Below are 19,357 nucleotides of genomic sequence, written 5' to 3' on the forward strand. Positions count from 1 at the left end.
CCGGGGTTCGTTATCCCCGCAAAAAATATTCGAAGACATTTTCGAATAACGGGCGTATACTTATAGCATGTCCGAAGCAAAGGCGCACGGAAACGGCCTCGCACTCACCGCGGATCAGCCGGATCTCGAATCCCACCTGATCCAGCTGCAGAACGATCTGTCATGGCTCCAAGACCATGGCAGCAAAGCCGAATGCGCCCAGGCCATCGAATCCATCGAGGGCGTCATCTCTTCCCTGCGCTATGGCCAAGCTGGCCTGGCTCATCAGCTGGAGAAGGAAGTGCTGCGCGAGAATGAAGAGCGCGGCACCAATATCGATGACCAGGTCCGCGGAGCAGCCAGCCGGGTCGCCATCGCCCGCAAGCGGCCCCAAAACGGTTCCAGGAACTACTTGGTCAACTGCCGCATCCTCTTCGAAGACACGCCAAATATTGCCGCCGCATTTTCCCGAGGTGAATTCAACGAAGCGCAGATCCAGGCAATGCTCACTCCGCTGCAGGATGTCCGGCCGCTGCGCCGCACCGAATTCGATGAGATTTTCGGGCAGAATCCAGACATGTTCGAATCCATGGGGCCTAAGCGCATCAAGGAGACGGTCACCAACTTCACCGTCAAATACACCTCGGATCGCGAAGACAAGAAGCTCAAGGACGCCAACGCCCAGCGTTATGTCCGCTTCCGCAAGGACCGCGAAGAAGGATGCGTTTTCCTGCAAGCCCGCCTGCCCATTGTGGGCGGCACCGGTTTGCAGAAGACCCTGCGGGACCAATCGTTCAGGATCAAGTGCAAGGGCGACCCACGCACGCGCACCCAGATCGAGGCCGACCTGCTGGCCCGCTACATGTTCTTCGATGAAAACAACGAACAGACGATCAACGTCCAGCTGGGGCTGATCATGACCGACAAGGCATTGTTCATGGGCGATCGGGAACCGGCCTATTTGGAAGGCTACGGCTTCATCCCCGCCCAGACAGCCCGGGAACTGATCGGCGGCCACCAAATCCCCAATGAGCTGACCTTCGAGGAAATGGAAGCCAAGCTCACCCCGGAAAATATTGAGCGGATCGAGGTAATGACCGAGATTACCCGCCTGTACACCGCACCAGGGGACCAGGAACTGATCACGATGGATTCCAAAGCCCGGATCTTCCCGCAAAAGCTCAAGAAGTTCATCAGGATCCGAGACCGGCACTGCCGAACCCCCTTCTGCGACGGGCTGGTCGAGGAAACAGACCACGTCACCCAATTTGCCCGTGGCGGAACGACCAGCGTTTCGAACTCATCGGGCCGTTGCGCCATCTGCAATAAGGCAAAGCAAGCCACCGGCTGGTACGAATACACCGCATTCAATGATCATCATTCAATGCTGATCTGCCCGGGCTCGGCAATGTCCTATCGCTCTACCGCGCCACCGGCAACTGGGTACGTGCATAAGCCCTTCCCGCAATTGATGTGCGATTCGAAGTGGTTCACGCACTTCAAGGAACGGCTCAGCCAACCCGATGGTCCAGATTTCACGCAAACATAGATGGCAGCGCGTGCTCCGTCGCGCTATTTCAGCGCACGAAGGCCATTCCCGGGCCAGACAACCCTCTGGCATGCTTGCCGCGGCCGGAGAGCAGCATCAGCAACTCAAGACGGGTGCCTGCGATCTGCGGGCCAATGCCCCAAATAAAAGTTTCGTCCTGGCTGCATAACTGCACCTTGCGTGCCAGTTCCTTGGCACCGCCAAGGCCCTGAGGGGTGGCGGCCTGGTACTTGATTGCCAATTCCAGCGATCTTGCGGGATAGTCCCGTTTCAAGCCCACGGCACGGCGGATATCCTCGCCGTGCGCGATTTCCTCGACCAATCGGCTGGCTACCGGACCGGGCGGAGCATCGCGCAAACCAGCTACCTTCACAAGCTTCTGCAATGTGCCATCGGGAGTTGCGGATTTTTCGGCCGCCACTCCCTGATCGTTCTGGCGGTCGAAGTTGAATCCAGCCTTGGCCATCGCGATCAGCAGCCGGAAGAACGTCGCACGTGCGTTATCCACCAAATGGGCGGCCACGTCATGGACACTCCACCCGCGGCAGAGCGAAGGCGCGTCCCATTGAACTGCGTCCAGTGTTTCCAGGTCTTCGATCAGGGCAAGGCGTTCGGCATGGACCAATGGCCAGATTTCATTCGCAGGGATTTTGCTCATGCTCCAGCTTGTGAGCACTGGCGCCAGCGAGTCAAGCGAACCCGACGCTAGTCGACGAGAGCTCGCTAAATGCAATTCCTAGACTTGGTGCCGGCGCGGGGAACGCACCGCTTCGATTCCACGGCAGATCACATAGATCAGGAATGAAATCGTCGTGACATACGGGCTGATCGGCAAGGATCCAGCCAATGCCAGGAGGATGCCGCCCACGACAGCCAGTTCTGCGAACACGATGGAGAGCACGACGGTAGCAACCGGGTTGGAGGTCACGCGCATGGCGGCGGCGGCCGGGGTGATCAGCAACGCAAGCACCAGCAAAGCGCCAACCACCTGGATCGTCACCGCCACGGCCAACGCCAGAATCATCATGAAGACAATGGACAGGCCCGAGGTGCGCACGCCGCGGGCATTGGCAACCACCGGATCCACCGAAGCGAAGGTCAAGGGGCGCCAGACAAGCAGCAGCGCGATGACCACTACTGCCGAAAGGAGCAGCATTCCGTTCAGCTGCACATCATCCACGGCCACGATCTGGCCGGTCAGCAAGCCGAACTTGTTCGCGCTTCGCCCCTCATACAGCGACAGGAAAAGGATGCCCAGGCCAAGTCCGAAAGGCATCAGCACGCCGGTAATGGAGTTACGATCCCGGGCCCGGGTTCCGAGGATGCCGAGGATCAGGGCCGCGATCATGGAACCGAAGACTGAACCGGTCACCACGTCAGCGCCGATGAGCAAAGCGAACGCCGCACCGGCGAAGGACAGCTCCGCGATGCCGTGCACGGCGAAAGCCATATCGCGCATCATGATGAAAATGCCGATCAGGCCGCCGACGATGCCCAGGGCAGCGCCGGCGATCAGGGAATTGGTCACCAGGGGAAGCAGCAGCCCATAGTCCTGGAAATTGAAAGCCTTCTCCAGAAGATCCGAAAAGTTCATATCCTGCTCCTACTTTCCGGTTTTGAGATCGATGTCTTCAATATGGTCATGCCCGTCGGCGGGCAAGGCCCGTGTGCCGTCGCCGGAGACCACCACGATGCGGCCGTTGACCCGAAGCACCGCGACCGGAGCGCCGTAAAGCTCGGTGAGCACGGAGGACTGCATGACTTCGTCCACGCTGCCCAGGTGGAAGCGCCCTTCGGCCAGGTAAAGCACACGGTCCACGTACGGCAGGATCGGGTTGATCTCGTGCGTCACGAAGACGACTGCGCTGCCGCGCTCCACGGCCTGGCGGTGAATCACTTCGCTGATCGCCTGCTGGTGATTCAGGTCAAGCGACAGCAAGGGCTCATCGCACAGCAGGACCCGAGGGTCGCTGGCCAATGCCTGGGCGGCGCGCAAGCGCTGCTGTTCGCCTCCGGAGAGATCGGATACCGCGCGGTTGGCGTAGCCGCTGGCGCCAACGAGCTCCAGCAGTTCGTCGACCTTGTTGCGCACAGCCCGGCGGCCCATGCGGATCCCGGGCTTGGCGCCATCCACCCCCAGCGCCACCAGGTCGCGGGCGCGCAACGGAACGTTGTCCCCGAAGGGGCGCTGCTGCGGAATCAAGCCGACGGCAGCCGATCCCCTGCGCACCGGTTCCCCCGCGATAGAGACGCGGCCGTGATTCAGCGCGGTGGTGCCGAGCATCGTGTTGATGAAGCTGGTCTTGCCCGAGCCGTTGGGCCCCAGAACTGCAAGGAACTCCCCCGCCGCGATGGACAGGTCGAGTTGTTCCCAGAGCACACGCGAGCCGTAGGCAAGGCGCGCGTCTTCGAATCTGACGATGGGGGTGTGAGTCATTGACTGCTTTCTGGATTGCGCTGGCTGCGGGTGGGCCGGCAACGAAAAACTGCGGCACCCGCAATGGGTGCCGCAGTCAATCCTACCAGTTGCGAGTCATTCGCAATATGAGTTCAGGCGTGAGCTTGCGCTATTTCGCCTGCTTTTCGCTGCGAGGCGGGATAACGCGCTTTCGGGTGGTATCGGTGATCTCGCCAACCAGCACCTCGATGATGTCTTCCAGGAAGACCACGCCGAGGGTTGCGCCGGACTCGTCGACGACTGCAGAAAGGTGGTTGCCTTCCTGCCGCATCGCTTCGAGCGCTGCCTCGATTTCGGTGTCCTGCTCCAACCGGCCCAGCGGGTGCAATGGCAAGTCGAGCAGCGGCTGCGTGGAGTGCGCATCATCGATGAGCATCACGTCCTTGACATGCCAGTAGCCCACCGGAACGTCGTTCTTGGTGATCACCATGCGCGAGAATCCGGTCTTGCCGACCTTCTTCTCGAATTCGCGTGCGGTGGTCTGCCCGTACTCGAGGGTGAAAAGGTCATCCAGCGGAACCATGCAGCTGCGTGCGGTCACCGAGGAGAATTCCAGCGCCTTGGTCAACCGTGCGGCGTCGTCCTCATCCAGTGCGCCTTCCTCGGAGGAAGTATCGATGATCGAGCGGACTTCGGCGGCAGTGTAGGAGCTGGCCACCTCATCCTTCGGCTCGATGCCAAAGGCGTGCAGCACGAGGTTCGCCAGGCCATTGAGCGACGCGGTGATCGGCTTGAGCACCTTGGACAGGCCAACCAGCGGCATGGCCAGCAGCAGCACGGCCTTGTCGGCAATGGACACCGAAATGTTCTTCGGCACCATTTCGCCGAAGGTCACGTGCAGGAAGGTCACCAGGATCAAGGCGATCAGGAAGGCGACGGAGTCCGCGGCGGATTCGGCCATGCCGATCTTCATCAGCGGCTCGGCCAGCAGGTGGTGGATTGCCGGCTCGGAGATATTCAGGATCAGCAGCGAGCAAACGGTAATGCCCAGCTGGCATACCGCGAGCATGATCGATACATGCTCCATGGCGTACAGCGCGACCTTCGCCCGCTTGTTGCCTTCGTCGGCCAGCGGTTCGATCTGCGAACGGCGTGCGCTCATCACCGCGAATTCACCGGCGACGAAGAACGCGTTGCCGGCCAGCAGCACAACCAGCCAGATCAGGCCCATGAAGTCATTCATTGCCTTCCGCCTTCGCTGTGGTTGCTGGTTCGAATCGGACCTGGGCAATGCGGCGGCCGTCTAGCTCGGTCACGGTAAAGGTGCCATGCTCGGTCACGACCTGGTCGTTGAGCTCGGCCAAGCGGCCCAGTTCGGCGAGCATGAAACCGCCGATGGTCTCGTACGCCGATTCCTCCGGGATCACGTCGCCATCGAAGTTCTCGTTGATTTGGTCCGGGCGGTACATGCCCGGGAACAGCCAGTTGCCATCGGGCTGGGTGACTGCTTCTTCTTCGTCCTCGTCGTGCTCATCGGACACTTCGCCGACTATTTCCTCGACCAGGTCTTCAAGGGTGACCAGCCCGGCGGTTCCGCCGTACTCGTCCATCACGATTGCAACCTGATATTCGGCGGCGCGCAGCTGCTCGAGCAGCACGTCCAGGTGGATTGTTTCCGGCACGTACAGCGCATCGCGGGCGAACTCGCCGACCTGCAGCGCAGCGCGGCGTTCACGGGGCACCGAGACAATTGCCTTGACATGGCAGATGCCCTGGATTTCGTCGGTGGATCCGGTGGTGACCGGGAATCGCGAGAAGCCGGTGTCGGCGCTGACTTCGATCAGCTCGGACAGGGCCGCCTCGGAATCGATGGTGGACATCGAGGTGCGCGGGGTCATCACGTCGGCAGCGGTGCGCTCGGAGAATTCAATGGTGGATTCCACGAAGCGCGCGGTCTGCACATCCAGGGTGCCCAGCTTGGCCGAACGGCGCACCAGCGACGCCAATTCCTGCGAGGAACGGGCCGCGGAGATTTCCTCCTTGGCTTCCAGCCCGAAGAACTTGCGCAGGACCATGTTGGAAAAGCCGTTGAGCACGATGATCGCCGGCTTGAAGATGGCGGTGAAGACCAGCTGCGGGCGGGCCAGCAGCTTGCCGACCGCCATGGCCTTGGCGATCGCCATGTTCTTCGGGACCAGCTCGCCGATGAGCATCGACAGCAAGGTGGCAACGACCATCGAGACGACAACCGCGATGGCCAGCGAGCTTGCGGCGGGAATGCCCAATTTTTCCATCAACGGCTCGAGCAGCGCGCTCATCGCCGGTTCAAGCACATAGCCGGTCAGCAAAGTGGTCAGCGTGATGCCCAGCTGGCAGCTGGAGAGCTGGGTGGAGAGGGAGGTCAAGCACTGCAGCAGCGGCTTGGAGCCGCGCTCGCCATTGTTGACGGCGTTCTGGACGGTGCTTTTATCCAGTGCGACCAAGGAGAATTCCACGGCCACGAAGAAGCCGGTGCCGAGAATCAGCAGCAGGCCGATGAGTATTGAGAGCCATTCCATAGGTGCTTACCGCCGCCTATGCGCTGGCGTGCAAAGTTCAGTTTCAGTGCCGATCTGGCGGCAACTAGAAGGCTCCAAACGGGAGGCGGAACTTCCTGAACATGGACTGTTGTGGCCGGCACTGCGCCCGTGGGCGGCACACCGGCTTGGAGAGTGAGATTCCATAGTGCGCATCAGTCTATCGAACGAAGTGCCGTTGCGCACGACTTCGACACATGCTCGTTCAGCGGTGCCGCGGATACGCTGAACGGCATGTTATACGCGACACTTTCGTGACATTAGATACGTGCCGTGGCCAAGTGGGAGAAAAAGTCACTAGACTGGTGCGCAGGTCTAGAAATCTTGTGGGCCGCAGTGGTCGTATCACGTCCTCGAAAGACCACCGGCTCAAGCTAGAACAACGTAGAAATCAGGGAAGAGGCGTTGCACGTGCCAGAGCAAGCACACCACCGGCTGACTGAAGAGTTTGGTGGAAACGAGTGGCTAGTAGACGAGCTGTTCGAACAGTATCTCGTCGACAAGAACTCGGTAGATAAGAAATGGTGGGATATTTTCGAATCTCTCGCCGCCGAAAAGAAGGAACCCGCAGCACCGGCAGCGCAGCCGGCACCAGCAGCGGCAGCCGCGGCAGCACCAGCTGCCAACGGGCAGGGCGCGCCACGCGCCGCCGCCCAGGCCCGTGCCACCGAACCAGCGCCGGCTGCCAAGGCAGCACCAGCTCCGGCCGCTGAAGCCAAGAAGGCTGAGCCAGCTCCGAAGACTGCCCCGATCCCGGCACAGGCCCCGAAGGCCACGCCGTCCACCGAACTTTACGGCGAGGAGAAGCGCACCCCGCTGCGCGGGCCGATGAAGGCCATCGCAACCAACATGGATGCCTCGCTCACCGTTCCTACCGCCACCACCGTGCGTGCCGTGCCGGCCAAGGTGATGATCGACAACCGCATTGTCATCAACAACCACCTCAAGCGCGCCCGCGGCGGCAAGATCTCCTTCACCCACCTGATCGGCTTCGCCGTGATCCGTGCGCTGAAGCAGATCCCGTCGATGAACGTCACCTACGACGTGATCGACAAGAAGCCGACCGCGATCCAGCCGGCCCACGTGAACTTCGGCATCGCCATCGACATGCCGAAGCCGGATGGCACCCGCATGCTGGCCGTGCCGAACATCAAGGCCGCCGAGACCCTGAGCTTCAACGAATTCTGGGCCACCTACGAAGATCTGATCAAGCGCGCCCGCGGCAACAAGCTGACCGCTGACGACTACGCCGGCACCACCGTGTCGCTGACCAACCCAGGCGGCATCGGCACCGTTCACTCGGTACCGCGTCTGTCCAAGGGCCAGGCCGCGATCATCGGCGTCGGCGCACTGGAATACCCAGCAGAGTACCGCGGCTCCTCGGAGAAGACCGTGGCTGCCTTGGGCATCGGCAAGCACATCACCCTGACCTCCACCTACGACCACCGCGTCATCCAGGGTGCAGGTTCGGGCGAGTTCCTGAAGCTGGTCGAGTCGCTGCTGCTGGGCGAGCAGGGCTTCTACGACGAGATCTTCGAGCAGCTGCGCATCCCTTACGAGCCGGTTCGCTGGGCCGTCGACAACCAGGTCGACATCGACCTGCAGGTCAACAAGGTCGCCCGCATCCAGCACCTGATCAACTCCTACCGCGTGCGCGGCCACCTGATGGCCGACACCAACCCGCTGGAATACGTCCAGCGCAAGCACCCGGACCTGGATATCAAGTCCTACGGCCTGACCCTGTGGGACTTGGACCGCGAATGGCTGGCCGGCGGCCTGGGCGGCAAGGACCGCGCGCTGCTGCGCGACATCCTCGGCGTGCTGCGCGATGCCTACTGCCGCACCATCGGCACCGAGTACATGCACCTGCAGAACCCGGAAGAGCGCGAATGGTTCCAGGCGAAGCTGGAATCCGGCTACGCCAAGCCAAGCCGCGAAGAGCAGCTGCGCATCCTGAGCAAGCTGAACTCCGCCGAGGCCTTCGAGACCTTCCTGCAGACCAAGTTCGTCGGCCAGAAGCGCTTCTCGCTGGAAGGCGGCGAATCGCTGATTCCGCTGCTCGATGCGATCATCTCCGACGCCGCCGACGAGCAGCTGGACGAGGTTGCGATCGGCATGGCCCACCGCGGCCGCCTGAACGTGCTGACCAACATCGCCGGCAAGACCTACGCACAGGTCTTCCGCGAATTCGAAGGCACCGCCACCCCGGGCTCGGTCCAGGGCTCGGGCGATGTGAAGTACCACCTGGGCACCGAGGGCTCGTACACCTCGGATGCCGGCAACCAGACCAAGATCTACCTGGCTGCCAACCCGTCGCACCTGGAAGCGGTCGATCCGGTGCTCGAGGGCATCACCCGCGCCAAGCTGGACCGGCTGGAGCAGAAGAACACCGTGCTGCCGATCCTGGTCCACGGCGACGCCGCCTTCGCAGGCCAGGGCGTGGTTTCCGAGGTGCTGGCAATGAGCCAGCTGCCGGGCTACAAGACCGGCGGCACCGTGCACGTGATCGTGAACAACCAGATCGGCTTCACCACCGCACCGAGCTCCTCGCGCTCCTCGGTCTACGCCACCGACGTGGCCCGCACCGTGCAGGCCCCGATCTTCCACGTCAACGGGGATGACCCGGAGGCAGTGGTGCACGTGGGCCAGCTGGCCTTCGAGTACCGCCAGAAGTTCGGCAAGGACGTCGTCATCGACCTGGTGTGCTACCGCCGCCGCGGCCACAACGAGGGTGACGACCCGTCGATGACCCAGCCGATCATGTACAACCTGATCGAAGCCAAGCGCTCCACCCGCAAGCTGTACACCGAGGCCCTGGTCGGCCGCGGCGACATCACGCAGGAAGAAGCCGAGAACGTATTGGCCGAGTACAAGGAGAACCTGGAGCGCATCTTCGCCGAGACGCATGCCGCCCAGACCTCCCCGATCCCGATCATCGCCCCGGGCTCGACCATCAACGACCTGGAGAAGCCATTCGCGCAGGCCGCCGACGAGAACACCGTCGACGGCGCCCGCGGCTCGGCCATCTCCGAGCAGACCCTGGCCAAGATCGGCGCCGCCCACCTGGACATCCCAGAAGGCTTCACCATGCACACCAAGCTGAAGTCGCTGCTGGAGCGCCGCGAGAAGATGTCCCGCGAAGGCGGCATCGACTGGGGCTTCGCAGAGCTGGCAGCCCTGGGCAGCTTGACCATGGAAGGCGTGCCGGTCCGCCTGGCAGGCCAGGACTCGCGCCGCGGCACCTTCGTGCAGCGCCACGCAGTCTTCCACGACCGCGAGAACGACAACGAGTGGTACCCGCTGAAGGGCCTGTCCGAGGACCAGGCTCCGCTGTGGATCTACGACTCGCTGCTCTCCGAATACGCCGCCCTTGGCTTCGAGTACGGCTACTCGGTTGAGCGCCCGGACGCGCTGGTCATGTGGGAAGCCCAGTTCGGCGACTTCGTCAACGGCGCGCAGACCGTGATCGACGAGTTCATCTCCTCCGCCGAGCAGAAGTGGTCGCAGTCCTCCTCGCTGGTCATGCTGCTGCCGCACGGCTACGAAGGCCAGGGCCCGGACCACTCCTCGGCCCGCATCGAGCGCTTCCTGCAGCTGTGCGCGGAGAACAACATGGTCGTGGCCCAGCCGTCCACCGGCGCCAACCACTTCCACCTGCTGCGCCGCCAGGCCTACGCCCGTCCGCGCAAGCCGCTGATCGTCTTCACCCCGAAGCAGCTGCTTCGCCTGAAGGCAGCCGCCAGCGCCGTGGAGGACTTCACCACCGGCGGCTTCCGCGAGGTCATCGGCGATGCGTCGATCACCGATGCGAACGCCGTGGACAAGGTGCTGCTGTGCTCGGGCCGCGTGTACTACGACCTGCTGGCAGCCCGCACCAAGGCGAACGACAGCAAGACCGCACTGGTGCGCGTCGAGCAGCTCTACCCGGCTCCGGCCGAGCAGATCGCCGCCGAGCTGGCCAAGTACCCGAACGCCGAGGTTTCGTGGGTCCAGGACGAGCCTGCGAACCAAGGCCCATGGCCGTTCTTCGGCCTCTACGTGGTGCCGCAGCTGGATCGCAAGATCAAGCTGGTTTCGCGCCCGGCATCGGCTGCCACCTCGGCCGGTACCGCCAAGCGCCACGAAGCAGAAAACGCAGTGCTGATCCAGCAGGCTTTCGCCCGCTAACCAGCATCGGCTGAACGCTGCTGGCCAACTGTGCCGGCGAACCGACCGGGGGGTGACCCCGGAGGTTCGCCGGCACAGCGCTTTAACCCCGGCACCGGATTCTCGCAGGGAATTGTGGGGTTTAACCACTGGCCACCTCCCCCGATGCCGGCGATCCGACTGCTAAGGTGGGGATCGATTCATCTTTTTGAGCCAACGAAAGGTCGCCCAGTTGGAGTTACGCACAATCCGCATTACCGCAATCGGAGATGAGCTACTGGCCGGGCATGGCGACCCGCGAGGCCTGGGCTGGTTCGGCCGGGTCATGGCCCGCACCCAGGATCCGGCGCTGCGCCTGCAGTCCTTCGTGCTGGCCGCACCGGCCGAGGGATCCGAGTCGCTGGCCGAGCGCTGGCTGGGCGAAGCCTCCCGCCGCTTCAGCGACCAGTACGAGAACCGCCTGGTCATCGCGCTGTCCGACCGCGACGTCGACCTGGACGTCACCACCGCGCGCAGCCGGCTGAACCTGGCCAACATCCTGGATTCGGCCTCGCAGATGAACATCAAGGCACTGCTGGTCGGCCCGGCCCCCGGCTTGGACGATGCGCGCAACCAGCGGGTGGCGGAGCTGAACCGGGTGTACTCGGATGTGGCGCTGCGCCGCAATCACCACTACGTCGATACCTTCACCCCGCTGCGTGCCCATGCCCAGTGGCGTGCGGACCTGAACGCCTCCGGCGGCGTGCCCGGCCAGGCCGGGTACGGCCTGATGGCCTGGCTAGTGCTGCACCGCGGCTGGTATTCCTGGCTGGAGCTGCCCGAGCCGGGCGATAGCTGAGCCGGTCCGGTCCGTTAGGAAAATGGGCCGGAAGTGTGAAAGACTATGAGCCGGCCCGAATTTTCGGGAAGTACTATTGATCCCTCTAAGGAGTCACCATGTCGAAGCGCGCTCGTAAGCGTCGCGATCGCAAGCGTGGCGGTGCCAACCACGGCAAGCGCCCAAACAGCTAAGCGAAGCGAATATGAAAAGAACCCCGTACCCTTCGAGATCTTCTCGAAAGATGCGGGGTTTCTCTTTGCCTGCTGCGGGCGCCGGGCTAGTGCCCCGACTCCACGCGGATCTGCGAAATCCGCGCAATGATGCTGGCCTTCAGGGTCTGCGGGGCGTGCTCCTGGCAGCTGCGGCGCACCACCGAGCGGATGATGCACTCCAGATCATACTGCTCGGTGCATTCCGGGCAGCCGTCCAGGTGCGACTTGACCTCCTTGAGGTCATCGAGCGTCAGCGCGCCGTCAAGGTACTCGTAGATGCGGACGATGCGGTCATCGGCGCAATCACCCAATGAATTGCAATCCATCCTATTTCGCTCCTCGTTCGGCCTTGGCGGCGCTCTTGCTCTGGGTGCCGGTGGCGATCCCGCGATCCGCGGCGTAATCCGCCAGCAATTCCCTCAAATTCTTTCGTCCACGATGCAATCTGGACATCACGGTGCCGATCGGCACGCCCAGGATCTCGCTGGCTTCCTTGTAGCTGAAGCCCTCGACATCCACGAAGTACACGGCCATGCGGAAATCCTCGCCGATCGACTGCAGCGCGGCCTTCACATCCGAATCCGGAAGATGGTCCAGCGCTTCGGCTTCGGCCGAACGCAAGCCGGTCGGCGAATGCTCCATGGCCTGAGCCATCTGCCAATCCTCGACCGTGTCGGTGGAGGTGCGCAGCGGTTCGCGCTGGCGCTTGCGGTACAGGTTGATGTACGTATTGGTCAGGATCCGGTACAGCCACGCCTTGAGGTTGGTGCCAGGCTTGTACTGGTGGAACGCGGAATAAGCCTTGGTGTAGGCCTCCTGCACCAGATCCTCGGCATCCGACGGGTTGCGCGCCATACGCAGGGCAGCCGAATAGAGCTGGTCCACGTACTGCATCGCGTCACGCTCGAAGCGTTCGCGGCGCTGCTGTTCGGACTCAGAGGCCACATCGGGCAAATTCTCGTCCACGCTCTCGTTGTTCATCACTGCCGAGTCTACGCGTTCAACCGGCTTTATGCGCGCGCCAGCACGGGCGAAGGCCGGGCGCGGGGCCTCGGCCAGCGCGCAGGCGGTGCCGCCGGCACTTGAAGTGTCCTGTCGTATCGTCACACTAGGCATAACCAACCGGGCGCAAACCTTATTCCCGCACCGATCTCGGCTAGGATTAAGCAGTGGGCGCACAGTGCTTCAAGCGCTGCTCGCGGCCCCCGAAGTGAAGCATCGAGCCGAAGGATCTACCAATCAGCACCGCAAGCGCCCCCGGCAACCGACCCAACCAGCTGCACGAGGCAGAAGAGAACTGGTGGGCGGCGCCCTTCGCCGCCACCGGCCTGGATGCCACCGTGCAGGTGCCCGCGTCGAAGTCGCTGACCAACCGGTATCTAATCCTTGCGGCCCTGGCCTCCTCCCCCTCCACCATCCACAACACGCTGATCAGCCGCGACACCGAGCTGATGCTGCGCGCCCTGGCCGAGTTCGGGGCAGGCATCGAGCGCATCGGGCAGGCCGATGGCTCCACCACCGTGGTCATCACCCCGGGCCAGCTGGCCGCCGGCCCGCTGTCCATCGACTGCGGCCTGGCCGGCACGGTGATGCGCTTCGTGCCCCCGCTGGCCGCCGTCGCCGGCGCCACGGTGGCCTTCGACGGCGACGAGGCGGCCCGCGTGCGCCCGATGGCCCCGGTGCTCGACGCGCTAGCGGACCTCGGCGCCCGCATCGACTATGCCGGCGCCGCCGGCATGCTGCCCTTCACCATCGACGCCAGCGCCATGAAGCAGGACGCCGAAGTGGTCATCGACGCCTCAGGCAGCTCGCAGTTCATCTCCGCGCTGCTGCTGGTCGGCCAGGCCCTGCCCGGCGGGCTGGCGCTGCGCGCCGCGCCGGGGCCGATCGCCTCCCCGGACCACATCGCGATGACGGTGCAGACCCTGCGCGAGCTCGGCGTGGACGTGCAGGTCGATGCCGATGCGCGCGGCTGGCGCATCGCACCGGGGCAGCTGAAGGGCTTCACCGTCACCGTCGAGCCCGACCTGTCCAACGCCGGCCCGTTCCTGGCCGCCGCGCTGGCCACCGCCGGCACCGTGCGCGTGCCCTTCTGGCCCGCGAAGACCACCCAGGTGGGCGGCAAGTGGGTCGAGATCCTGACCGCCATGGGCGCTCAGGCCGAGCTCGGCGAGGACGGCGTGCTTTGCGTGCGCGGCACCGGAACAATCCGCGGGATCGACTACGCCGACGCCTCCGAGCTGGCCCCGACCCTGGCCGCCCTGTGCGTGCTGGCCGATGCGCCGAGCACGCTGAGCGGCATCGGGCACCTGCGCGGGCATGAAACCGATCGGCTGGCCGCGCTGGAAGCCGAATTGTCGAAGGTCGGCGCGCGTGTCACCGCGACCGCCGACGCGCTGCAGATCGTCCCAGGGCCGCTGCGGGCAGCGGATATCGAGTCCTACGAGGATCACCGCATGGCCACCGCCGGCGCCCTGCTGGGCCTGGCCATCGACGGGGTGCGCGTGCAGAACATCGCCACCACCGCGAAGACCATGCCCGACTTCCCGCAGTTGTGGAGCGCCATGGCCGCTACCGCAAAGGGCCAGGGCTGATGCGCTACTCCGACTACGACGAGTCCTCGGTGCGCGTGCGCCCGAACAAGAAGGGCAGCCGTCCGCGCACCAAGGACCGACCGGCCCACGAGCAGGCCGTGATCGGCCGCATCATCACCGTGGACCGCGGCCGCTACACCGCGATCGTCGACGAGGACACCGCCACCGAGCGCATCGTCATCGCCGCCCGCGCCCGCGAGCTGCGCCGCCAGGCGATCGTGCCAGGGGACCTGGTGGGACTGGTCGGCGACACCTCCGGCAAGCCCGACACCCTGGCCCGGCTGGTGCGCATCGAACAGCGCAGCACCCTGCTGCGCCGCAGCGCCGATGACACCGACGCCACCGAGCGCGTGGTCGTGGCCAATGTGGACAAGCTGGTCATCGTCGTCGCCGCCGCGAACCCCGAGCCGCGCACCGGCTTCGTGGACCGCGCGCTGGTCGCCGCCTACGACGCCGGCATCCAGCCGGTGCTCTGCGTGACCAAGGCCGATGTGAAGGACCCGGCCGAGTTCCTCACCCACTACGAGGGGCTGGACTTCCCCGTGGTCATCTCCCGCACCACCGCGGCCGAGGCCTCGGGCATCGACGCCCGCAGCGCCGACGGCTCCAGCGCCCGGCTGGATGCCGGTGCCCTGGCCGAACTTGAACAGATCCTCTCGGGCTGCGTCTCAGTGGTCCTGGGCCACTCCGGGGTGGGCAAGTCCACCCTGGTCAACGCCCTGACCGGGTCGACCCGCGCCACCGGGCACGTCAACGCGGTCACCGGCCGCGGACGGCACACCTCCTCGAACGCGCTGGCCCTGCGCCTGGGCGACACCCCTGGCTCCTGGCTGATCGACACCCCGGGCATCCGCTCCTTCGGGCTGGGGCTGGTGGATCCGGACAATATCCTGGCCGCCTTCGAGGACCTGGCCGAGATCGCCACCGGCTGCCCGCGCGGCTGCACCCATGCGGCCGGCGAGGCCGGCTGCGCGCTGGAAGCCTGGGCCGCCGAGTCCGAAGGCAGCCAGGCGGCCAACCGCCTGGCCTCCTACCGCCGGCTGGTCACCACCGAGGAAACCACGCACGAAAAGGAGCTCGGCGCGCAGTAGCCGCCGCATAACCATGGCTGAATACACCCTGCAGCAAGATCTCGACTTCGCCCTGGCATTGGCCGACAAGGTCGACGCCTTCACCCTGGCCCGCTACGGCTCCAACGACCTGGTGGTCGAATCCAAGCCGGACATGACTCCGGTCTCCGATGCCGATCGCGGCGCCGAGCAGCTGATCCTGGCCGAACTGGCAGCCCACCGCCCCGGCGACTCGGTGCTCGGCGAGGAGTTCGGCGTGCACGGGGACTCGGCCCGGCGCTGGGTCATCGACCCGATCGACGGGACGAAGAACTTCGTGCGCCGCGTGCCGGTGTGGGCCACGCTGATCGCGCTGCTCATCGACGACGAGCCGGTGCTCGGCGTCATCTCCGCTCCGGCGATGACCCGCCGCTGGCATGCGGCCACCGGCCTGGGCGCCTACGTCAGCGAACCGGGCACCGTCCCCGGGGCCACCGCCACCCGCCGCCTCGCCGTCTCCTCGGTCAGCGCGCTGGAAGACTCCTCGCTGTCCTACGCCTCGCTGAACGGCTGGAAGGACGCCGGCAAGCTCGACGGCCTGCTGGAGCTGCTGGGCGCCGCCTGGCGCACCCGCGGCTACGGGGATTTCCTCTCCTACGCGCTGGTGGCCGAAGGCGCGGTCGATGCCGCCTTCGAACCCGAGCTGGAACTCTACGACATGGCCGCGCTGGTGCCGGTGGTGCGCGAGGCCGGGGGCCGCTTCACCTCGGTGGCCGGGGCGGAAGGCTGCCATGGCGGCAACGCGCTGGCCAGCAACGGCAAGCTGCACGAGGCAATCCTGCCCTACCTGAACCGCAGCTAGGCGCCGGGACGATCATGGCACCTGCACGCCGCGGACCGGCCGGCCTGACCACCAGCGAAGAGGACTACCTCAAGGCGCTGTACGCGCTCACCGAATGGGAAGACGCCGAAGTCGGCACCGGTGCGCTGGCCGACCAGCTGGGCCTGTCCCCCGCCTCGGCCACCGCCATGGTGCAAAAGCTCGCCTCCAAGTCGCTGGTCCACCATGTGCCGCGCGGGGCGATTACGCTCAGCGAGACCGGGCGGCGCGAGGCGCTGCGCATGGTACGCCGCCACCGGCTGCTGGAGACCTTCCTGCGCGACGAGCTGGGCTACGGCTGGGACGAGGTCCACGACGAGGCTGAGGCCCTGGAGCACACCGTCACCGACCGGTTCATCAACGCCCTGGACGCCCGGCTGGGCCACCCGCGCCATGACCCGCACGGCGATGCGATCCCCAGCGCCGACGGGGTGCTGCCGGTTTCTGCCGCGATCCGGCTGGACCGCTTTACCGGAAGCAGAGCGGTCATCGACCGGATCAGCGACGAGGACCCGCAGTTCCTGCGCCGTGCCGCCGCCCAGGGCCTGGTGCCCGGAGCGGGGATCGAGATGCCGCATCAGCTGGATTTCATCGAGGCCTCGCTGATCTGGGTGCGCAAGGCCTAGCTGCGGGCTGTGCGAGAATGAAGAACAGCCCAAGACCCCAGGGAGGCCGGATGGAGCAGCGACCGATCATTCTCGGCGTACCCGACCGGTTCGATCCCCACGTGCTGGCCACTGCCGCGCAATTGGCTGGCGCACTGGGCACCGGGCTGCTATGCGTGCATGTCGATGCCACCGGCTACCCGCTCGAAGAACTGCCCGACGGCACCGTACGCAGCGCACCGCTGGATCCCGAATCCGGTGAGGAAGCCATCGTCCGCTTCCCGCAGGAGCTGCTGCTCCAGCTCGAGGCCCAGCTTGCGGGCACGGAAGTCCACTGGCAGGCGCACGCCACCGCTGGCGGGCCAGGGCAGCAGCTGGCGCGGCTTGCCGTGCGGCATGATGCGGCGCTGATCGTGCTCGGAGTCCGCCAGCGATCCATGGCCAACGTCATCCGCGAGCTGCTCAACGGCTCCGTGGCGTTGCATCTGACGCACCGCCAGCGCCATCCGGTGCTTCTGGTCCCGCCACTCCCCGCCCGCCGAGCAGAACAGATCCAGAGTTCATGACCCCTCCGCCATCGCGCAGCGCGCAGAACACCGTGCCGCCTTCTTCCCTGGCCCCGGGTTCCCTGCTGCTGGTGTTCCTTGGCGGCGCCGCCGGGACAGCCGTCCGGCAAGGACTGGGCCTGCTGCTGCCTTCCGCTGGCGGTTTCCCGATCGCGATTTTCGCCGCCAACATGCTGGGAGCCTTCCTACTCGGCCTGCTGCTGGAGGCGCTGTCGCACGGCGGCGGCAGCGAGGGACGGCACCGCCGGCTGCGCTTGCTGCTGGGCACCGGTTTCATGGGCGGCTTCACCACCTACAGTGCGCTGGCCACCGACAGCATGCTGCTGTTCTCATCCAGTGCGGTGCTCCCGGCGCTGGCCTATGCTCTGCCCACGGTGATCTGCGGCGCTTTGGCTACCTGGTGCGGCATTGCCCTCGCGGCGAGGCGTGCGGCCCGAACAGCGGGAGGAGCCCGGTAGTGCTCTCCCCCGGCTTGTTTTTCACGGTTGCGCTCTGCGGCGGCTTTGGCGCCTGCCTGCGTTTCGTGCTTGATGCCCTGATCAGGCGGTGGCTTCCCGCCCCTCTGCCTTGGGGGACGATCCTGGTCAACCTCTCAGGCTCCTTCGCCCTTGGCGTGCTGACCGGGCTGCTGGCCCAGCAGCTGCTGTCCGCGCAATGGCTGGCGGCCATTGGTACGGGACTGCTCGGCGGCTACACGACGTTTTCCACGGCCAGCTTCGAAACGGTCCGGCTGCTGCAGTCAGGCCGCATCGCGGCGAGCCTGGCCAACGCCCTGGGCACGCTGGTTGGAGCCGTGCTTGCCGCGTGGCTCGGCTTCCAGCTGGCTGGGCTCTTCTAGCCGGAAACGGCACATGCCAAGCCGGAAGGCTTGGCATGTGCCGTTCGCTAGCGTGCTGCGCGGCGTCCCTTGGGTGCGCCCGTCCGGGCCCGGTTGGGAAGGTCCTTCGGCGGCCGCTTGGTGCGATCGTGCGGAACTACGTACCCTCCGGTGGCGATGACCAATATGGCGCTGATACCGGTCAACGAGAGCATCGCAATCGCCCAGATCTGGGACTGGTCATAGAAGGAATGGTCGACGCTCAGCCAAAGCACGTAGGCGCCGATGAGGTAGATGATATGGATCAAGAGCAGGCGCATCCGCAGCCGCAGCTTGATGACTGCCTTCGGTGAGAAGAAGATCGACCACAGGATCAGCAGCGGAATGACCACGACGAGGATTGCTGGAATGGTCGGCCAGGGGATGAAGGCGATAGCTGCGAGTGCCGCCGCGAACAGCAGCCCGACTTCCAAGAGGAAAGCCACTGCGGCATAGGTTGCTGAGAGGAAAGGCGATACCCGCTGGGAACTTTTTTTACCCATCGACTTCAATCTCACTCCGTTTCTGCACGCGGCATTTCAAAGCCTTCGACTTTCATCTCAAGTCTATGTGCAAATTCTCCATCCCGCGAACAGGCTCGCGATGCGGCGGCTGACTTCAAGGCAAACAAAAAGCTCCGGATCCAAGCTTGTGGGCTTGGATCCGGAGCCGGAAATTGTGGAGATGGGGAGAATTGAACTCCCGTCCGATGTGGTGTTGCCAGGTCTTCTCCGGGCGCAGTTTGCTGTGGATTTTCTCTGCCCCAACCATCACGCAAACAAGTGGTTGATCCGGGCACAGTTGCCTGAATGTGTACCCAGCAGCGGCAACAACTGCTGAATACATTGGCTATCTAAATGACGTTAGGAACAGGGGCGATAGCGTCCCCTGGCTAACGGACTGTCTGGCTGCTTAGGCAGCGAGAGCGAAGTCAGTGCGCTTTGATTCGGCACTTATTGGTTTGCAAAGAGCGTTTACGAGATAACTTTGCGTCCTCGGCCCGCTTCATCTGTCGCGACTCACACCGTCGAAACCGATCATCCCCGTATTTTGTTGTCAGTCCCGGTTTCCCGGGTGCAACCACACCCTAGGGCGTGTTCATCAATCATAGCGCATCACGCCGGGTT

Annotated in this window: 19 protein-coding genes and 1 other RNA gene; 11 read left to right on the forward strand and 9 right to left on the reverse strand. The window is 64.6% G+C overall.

The window, feature by feature from the left end; all coding sequences use genetic code 11:
* Positions 1-67: 67 nt before the first annotated feature.
* Complete coding sequence (locus tag EKH49_RS09330) at positions 68-1,528, forward strand: HNH endonuclease (protein WP_128470623.1); 1,461 nt, start codon at positions 68-70, stop codon at positions 1,526-1,528.
* A gap of 28 nt (positions 1,529-1,556) precedes the next feature.
* On the opposite strand, the gene EKH49_RS09335 is transcribed toward EKH49_RS09330, so the two are convergent.
* The 5 genes from EKH49_RS09335 to EKH49_RS09355 form a co-directional block, all read right to left on the reverse strand.
* Entirely contained in the window at positions 1,557-2,186 is a 630-nt protein-coding gene (locus tag EKH49_RS09335) for a maleylpyruvate isomerase family mycothiol-dependent enzyme (RefSeq protein WP_128470624.1), read from the reverse strand.
* Positions 2,187-2,264: 78 nt separating this feature from the next.
* Positions 2,265-3,122: a metal ABC transporter permease gene (locus EKH49_RS09340; protein ID WP_128470625.1), complete on the reverse strand. Its 858-nt coding sequence runs from the start codon at positions 3,120-3,122 to the stop codon at positions 2,265-2,267.
* A gap of 9 nt (positions 3,123-3,131) precedes the next feature.
* Positions 3,132-3,965 carry a metal ABC transporter ATP-binding protein gene (locus tag EKH49_RS09345; RefSeq protein ID WP_128470626.1) on the reverse strand — a complete coding sequence of 278 codons (834 nt, stop codon included), beginning with the start codon at positions 3,963-3,965 and terminating at the stop codon, positions 3,132-3,134.
* Between the two features lie 130 nt (positions 3,966-4,095).
* On the reverse strand, positions 4,096-5,169 hold the full coding sequence (locus EKH49_RS09350) for a hemolysin family protein (protein WP_201739590.1): 1,074 nt from the start codon (positions 5,167-5,169) through the stop codon (positions 4,096-4,098).
* On the reverse strand, positions 5,162-6,484 hold the full coding sequence (locus EKH49_RS09355; protein ID WP_128470627.1) for a hemolysin family protein: 1,323 nt from the start codon (positions 6,482-6,484) through the stop codon (positions 5,162-5,164). The genes EKH49_RS09350 and EKH49_RS09355 overlap by 8 nt, the downstream gene beginning before the upstream one ends.
* Before the next feature lie 429 nt (positions 6,485-6,913).
* Between EKH49_RS09355 and EKH49_RS09360 the strand changes: the two genes are divergently transcribed.
* The 3 genes from EKH49_RS09360 to EKH49_RS17170 all read left to right on the forward strand — a co-directional run bounded on the left by EKH49_RS09360 (position 6,914) and on the right by EKH49_RS17170 (position 11,659).
* Entirely contained in the window at positions 6,914-10,669 is a 3,756-nt protein-coding gene (locus EKH49_RS09360; RefSeq protein ID WP_128470628.1) for a multifunctional oxoglutarate decarboxylase/oxoglutarate dehydrogenase thiamine pyrophosphate-binding subunit/dihydrolipoyllysine-residue succinyltransferase subunit, read from the forward strand.
* Positions 10,670-10,880: 211 nt separating this feature from the next.
* Positions 10,881-11,486, forward strand: a complete 606-nt coding sequence (locus EKH49_RS09365) for a GDSL-type esterase/lipase family protein (RefSeq protein WP_128470629.1) — start codon at positions 10,881-10,883, stop codon at positions 11,484-11,486.
* Between the two features lie 98 nt (positions 11,487-11,584).
* The gene (locus EKH49_RS17170; RefSeq protein WP_369299107.1) at positions 11,585-11,659 is read left to right on the forward strand and encodes a 50S ribosomal protein bL37; all 75 of its coding nucleotides are present in this window, start codon (positions 11,585-11,587) and stop codon (positions 11,657-11,659) included.
* Positions 11,660-11,745: 86 nt separating this feature from the next.
* Here EKH49_RS17170 and rsrA read toward each other — a convergent pair whose 3' ends face one another.
* Entirely contained in the window at positions 11,746-12,006 is a 261-nt protein-coding gene (rsrA, locus tag EKH49_RS09370) for a mycothiol system anti-sigma-R factor (RefSeq protein ID WP_128470630.1), read from the reverse strand.
* Between the two features lies 1 nt (position 12,007).
* Positions 12,008-12,796, reverse strand: a complete 789-nt coding sequence (locus EKH49_RS09375; RefSeq protein ID WP_066137582.1) for a sigma-70 family RNA polymerase sigma factor — start codon at positions 12,794-12,796, stop codon at positions 12,008-12,010.
* A gap of 161 nt (positions 12,797-12,957) precedes the next feature.
* Between EKH49_RS09375 and aroA the strand changes: the two genes are divergently transcribed.
* From aroA to crcB, 7 genes are read left to right on the forward strand one after another with little or no spacing between them, the layout of a single operon-like run.
* Positions 12,958-14,274 carry a 3-phosphoshikimate 1-carboxyvinyltransferase gene (gene aroA, locus EKH49_RS09380; RefSeq protein WP_128470631.1) on the forward strand — a complete coding sequence of 439 codons (1,317 nt, stop codon included), beginning with the start codon at positions 12,958-12,960 and terminating at the stop codon, positions 14,272-14,274.
* Positions 14,274-15,365 (forward strand): ribosome small subunit-dependent GTPase A, encoded by a 1,092-nt coding sequence (gene rsgA / locus EKH49_RS09385; protein ID WP_442903504.1) that lies wholly within the window; start codon positions 14,274-14,276, stop codon positions 15,363-15,365. The genes aroA and rsgA overlap by 1 nt, the downstream gene beginning before the upstream one ends.
* Positions 15,366-15,378: 13 nt before the next feature.
* Positions 15,379-16,185: an inositol monophosphatase family protein gene (locus EKH49_RS09390; RefSeq protein WP_128470632.1), complete on the forward strand. Its 807-nt coding sequence runs from the start codon at positions 15,379-15,381 to the stop codon at positions 16,183-16,185.
* Positions 16,186-16,199: 14 nt separating this feature from the next.
* Entirely contained in the window at positions 16,200-16,829 is a 630-nt protein-coding gene (locus EKH49_RS09395) for a metal-dependent transcriptional regulator (RefSeq protein ID WP_128470633.1), read from the forward strand.
* A 50-nt stretch (positions 16,830-16,879) separates the two neighbouring features.
* Positions 16,880-17,374 (forward strand): universal stress protein, encoded by a 495-nt coding sequence (locus EKH49_RS09400; protein ID WP_161567494.1) that lies wholly within the window; start codon positions 16,880-16,882, stop codon positions 17,372-17,374.
* Entirely contained in the window at positions 17,371-17,832 is a 462-nt protein-coding gene (locus EKH49_RS09405; RefSeq protein WP_128470635.1) for a fluoride efflux transporter FluC, read from the forward strand. Before EKH49_RS09400 ends, EKH49_RS09405 begins: the two co-directional genes overlap by 4 nt.
* A complete protein-coding gene (crcB, locus tag EKH49_RS09410; protein ID WP_128470636.1) occupies positions 17,832-18,212 on the forward strand; it encodes a fluoride efflux transporter CrcB in 381 nt (126 codons plus the stop codon). Before EKH49_RS09405 ends, crcB begins: the two co-directional genes overlap by 1 nt.
* 47 nt (positions 18,213-18,259) lie before the next feature.
* On the opposite strand, the gene EKH49_RS09415 is transcribed toward crcB, so the two are convergent.
* Together EKH49_RS09415 and ssrA are read right to left on the reverse strand one after the other, a co-directional pair.
* Positions 18,260-18,733 (reverse strand): DUF2568 domain-containing protein, encoded by a 474-nt coding sequence (locus EKH49_RS09415; protein WP_128470637.1) that lies wholly within the window; start codon positions 18,731-18,733, stop codon positions 18,260-18,262.
* A gap of 173 nt (positions 18,734-18,906) precedes the next feature.
* Positions 18,907-19,275, reverse strand: a transfer-messenger RNA (tmRNA) gene (gene ssrA, locus EKH49_RS09420).
* Positions 19,276-19,357 lie beyond the last annotated feature (82 nt).

The organism is Glutamicibacter sp. HZAU (genome assembly GCF_004100365.1).
Classification (GTDB): domain Bacteria; phylum Actinomycetota; class Actinomycetes; order Actinomycetales; family Micrococcaceae; genus Glutamicibacter; species Glutamicibacter nicotianae.

What these genes read in the sequence shown, in the direction of transcription:
- EKH49_RS09330 (WP_128470623.1), top strand. Translation starts at nt 68, where the DNA reads ATGTCCGAAGCAAAGGCGCACGGAAACGGCCTCGCACTCACCGCGGAT.
- EKH49_RS09335 (WP_128470624.1), bottom strand. Translation starts at nt 2,186, where the DNA reads ATGAGCAAAATCCCTGCGAATGAAATCTGGCCATTGGTCCATGCCGAA.
- EKH49_RS09400 (WP_161567494.1), top strand. Translation starts at nt 16,880, where the DNA reads ATGGAGCAGCGACCGATCATTCTCGGCGTACCCGACCGGTTCGATCCC.
- EKH49_RS09375 (WP_066137582.1), bottom strand. Translation starts at nt 12,796, where the DNA reads ATGCCTAGTGTGACGATACGACAGGACACTTCAAGTGCCGGCGGCACC.
- rsrA (WP_128470630.1), bottom strand. Translation starts at nt 12,006, where the DNA reads ATGGATTGCAATTCATTGGGTGATTGCGCCGATGACCGCATCGTCCGC.
- rsgA (WP_442903504.1), top strand. Translation starts at nt 14,274, where the DNA reads ATGCGCTACTCCGACTACGACGAGTCCTCGGTGCGCGTGCGCCCGAAC.
- EKH49_RS09345 (WP_128470626.1), bottom strand. Translation starts at nt 3,965, where the DNA reads ATGACTCACACCCCCATCGTCAGATTCGAAGACGCGCGCCTTGCCTAC.
- EKH49_RS09395 (WP_128470633.1), top strand. Translation starts at nt 16,200, where the DNA reads ATGGCACCTGCACGCCGCGGACCGGCCGGCCTGACCACCAGCGAAGAG.
- EKH49_RS09350 (WP_201739590.1), bottom strand. Translation starts at nt 5,169, where the DNA reads ATGAATGACTTCATGGGCCTGATCTGGCTGGTTGTGCTGCTGGCCGGC.
- EKH49_RS09390 (WP_128470632.1), top strand. Translation starts at nt 15,379, where the DNA reads ATGGCTGAATACACCCTGCAGCAAGATCTCGACTTCGCCCTGGCATTG.
- EKH49_RS09340 (WP_128470625.1), bottom strand. Translation starts at nt 3,122, where the DNA reads ATGAACTTTTCGGATCTTCTGGAGAAGGCTTTCAATTTCCAGGACTAT.
- EKH49_RS09355 (WP_128470627.1), bottom strand. Translation starts at nt 6,484, where the DNA reads ATGGAATGGCTCTCAATACTCATCGGCCTGCTGCTGATTCTCGGCACC.
- EKH49_RS09415 (WP_128470637.1), bottom strand. Translation starts at nt 18,733, where the DNA reads ATGGGTAAAAAAAGTTCCCAGCGGGTATCGCCTTTCCTCTCAGCAACC.
- EKH49_RS09405 (WP_128470635.1), top strand. Translation starts at nt 17,371, where the DNA reads ATGACCCCTCCGCCATCGCGCAGCGCGCAGAACACCGTGCCGCCTTCT.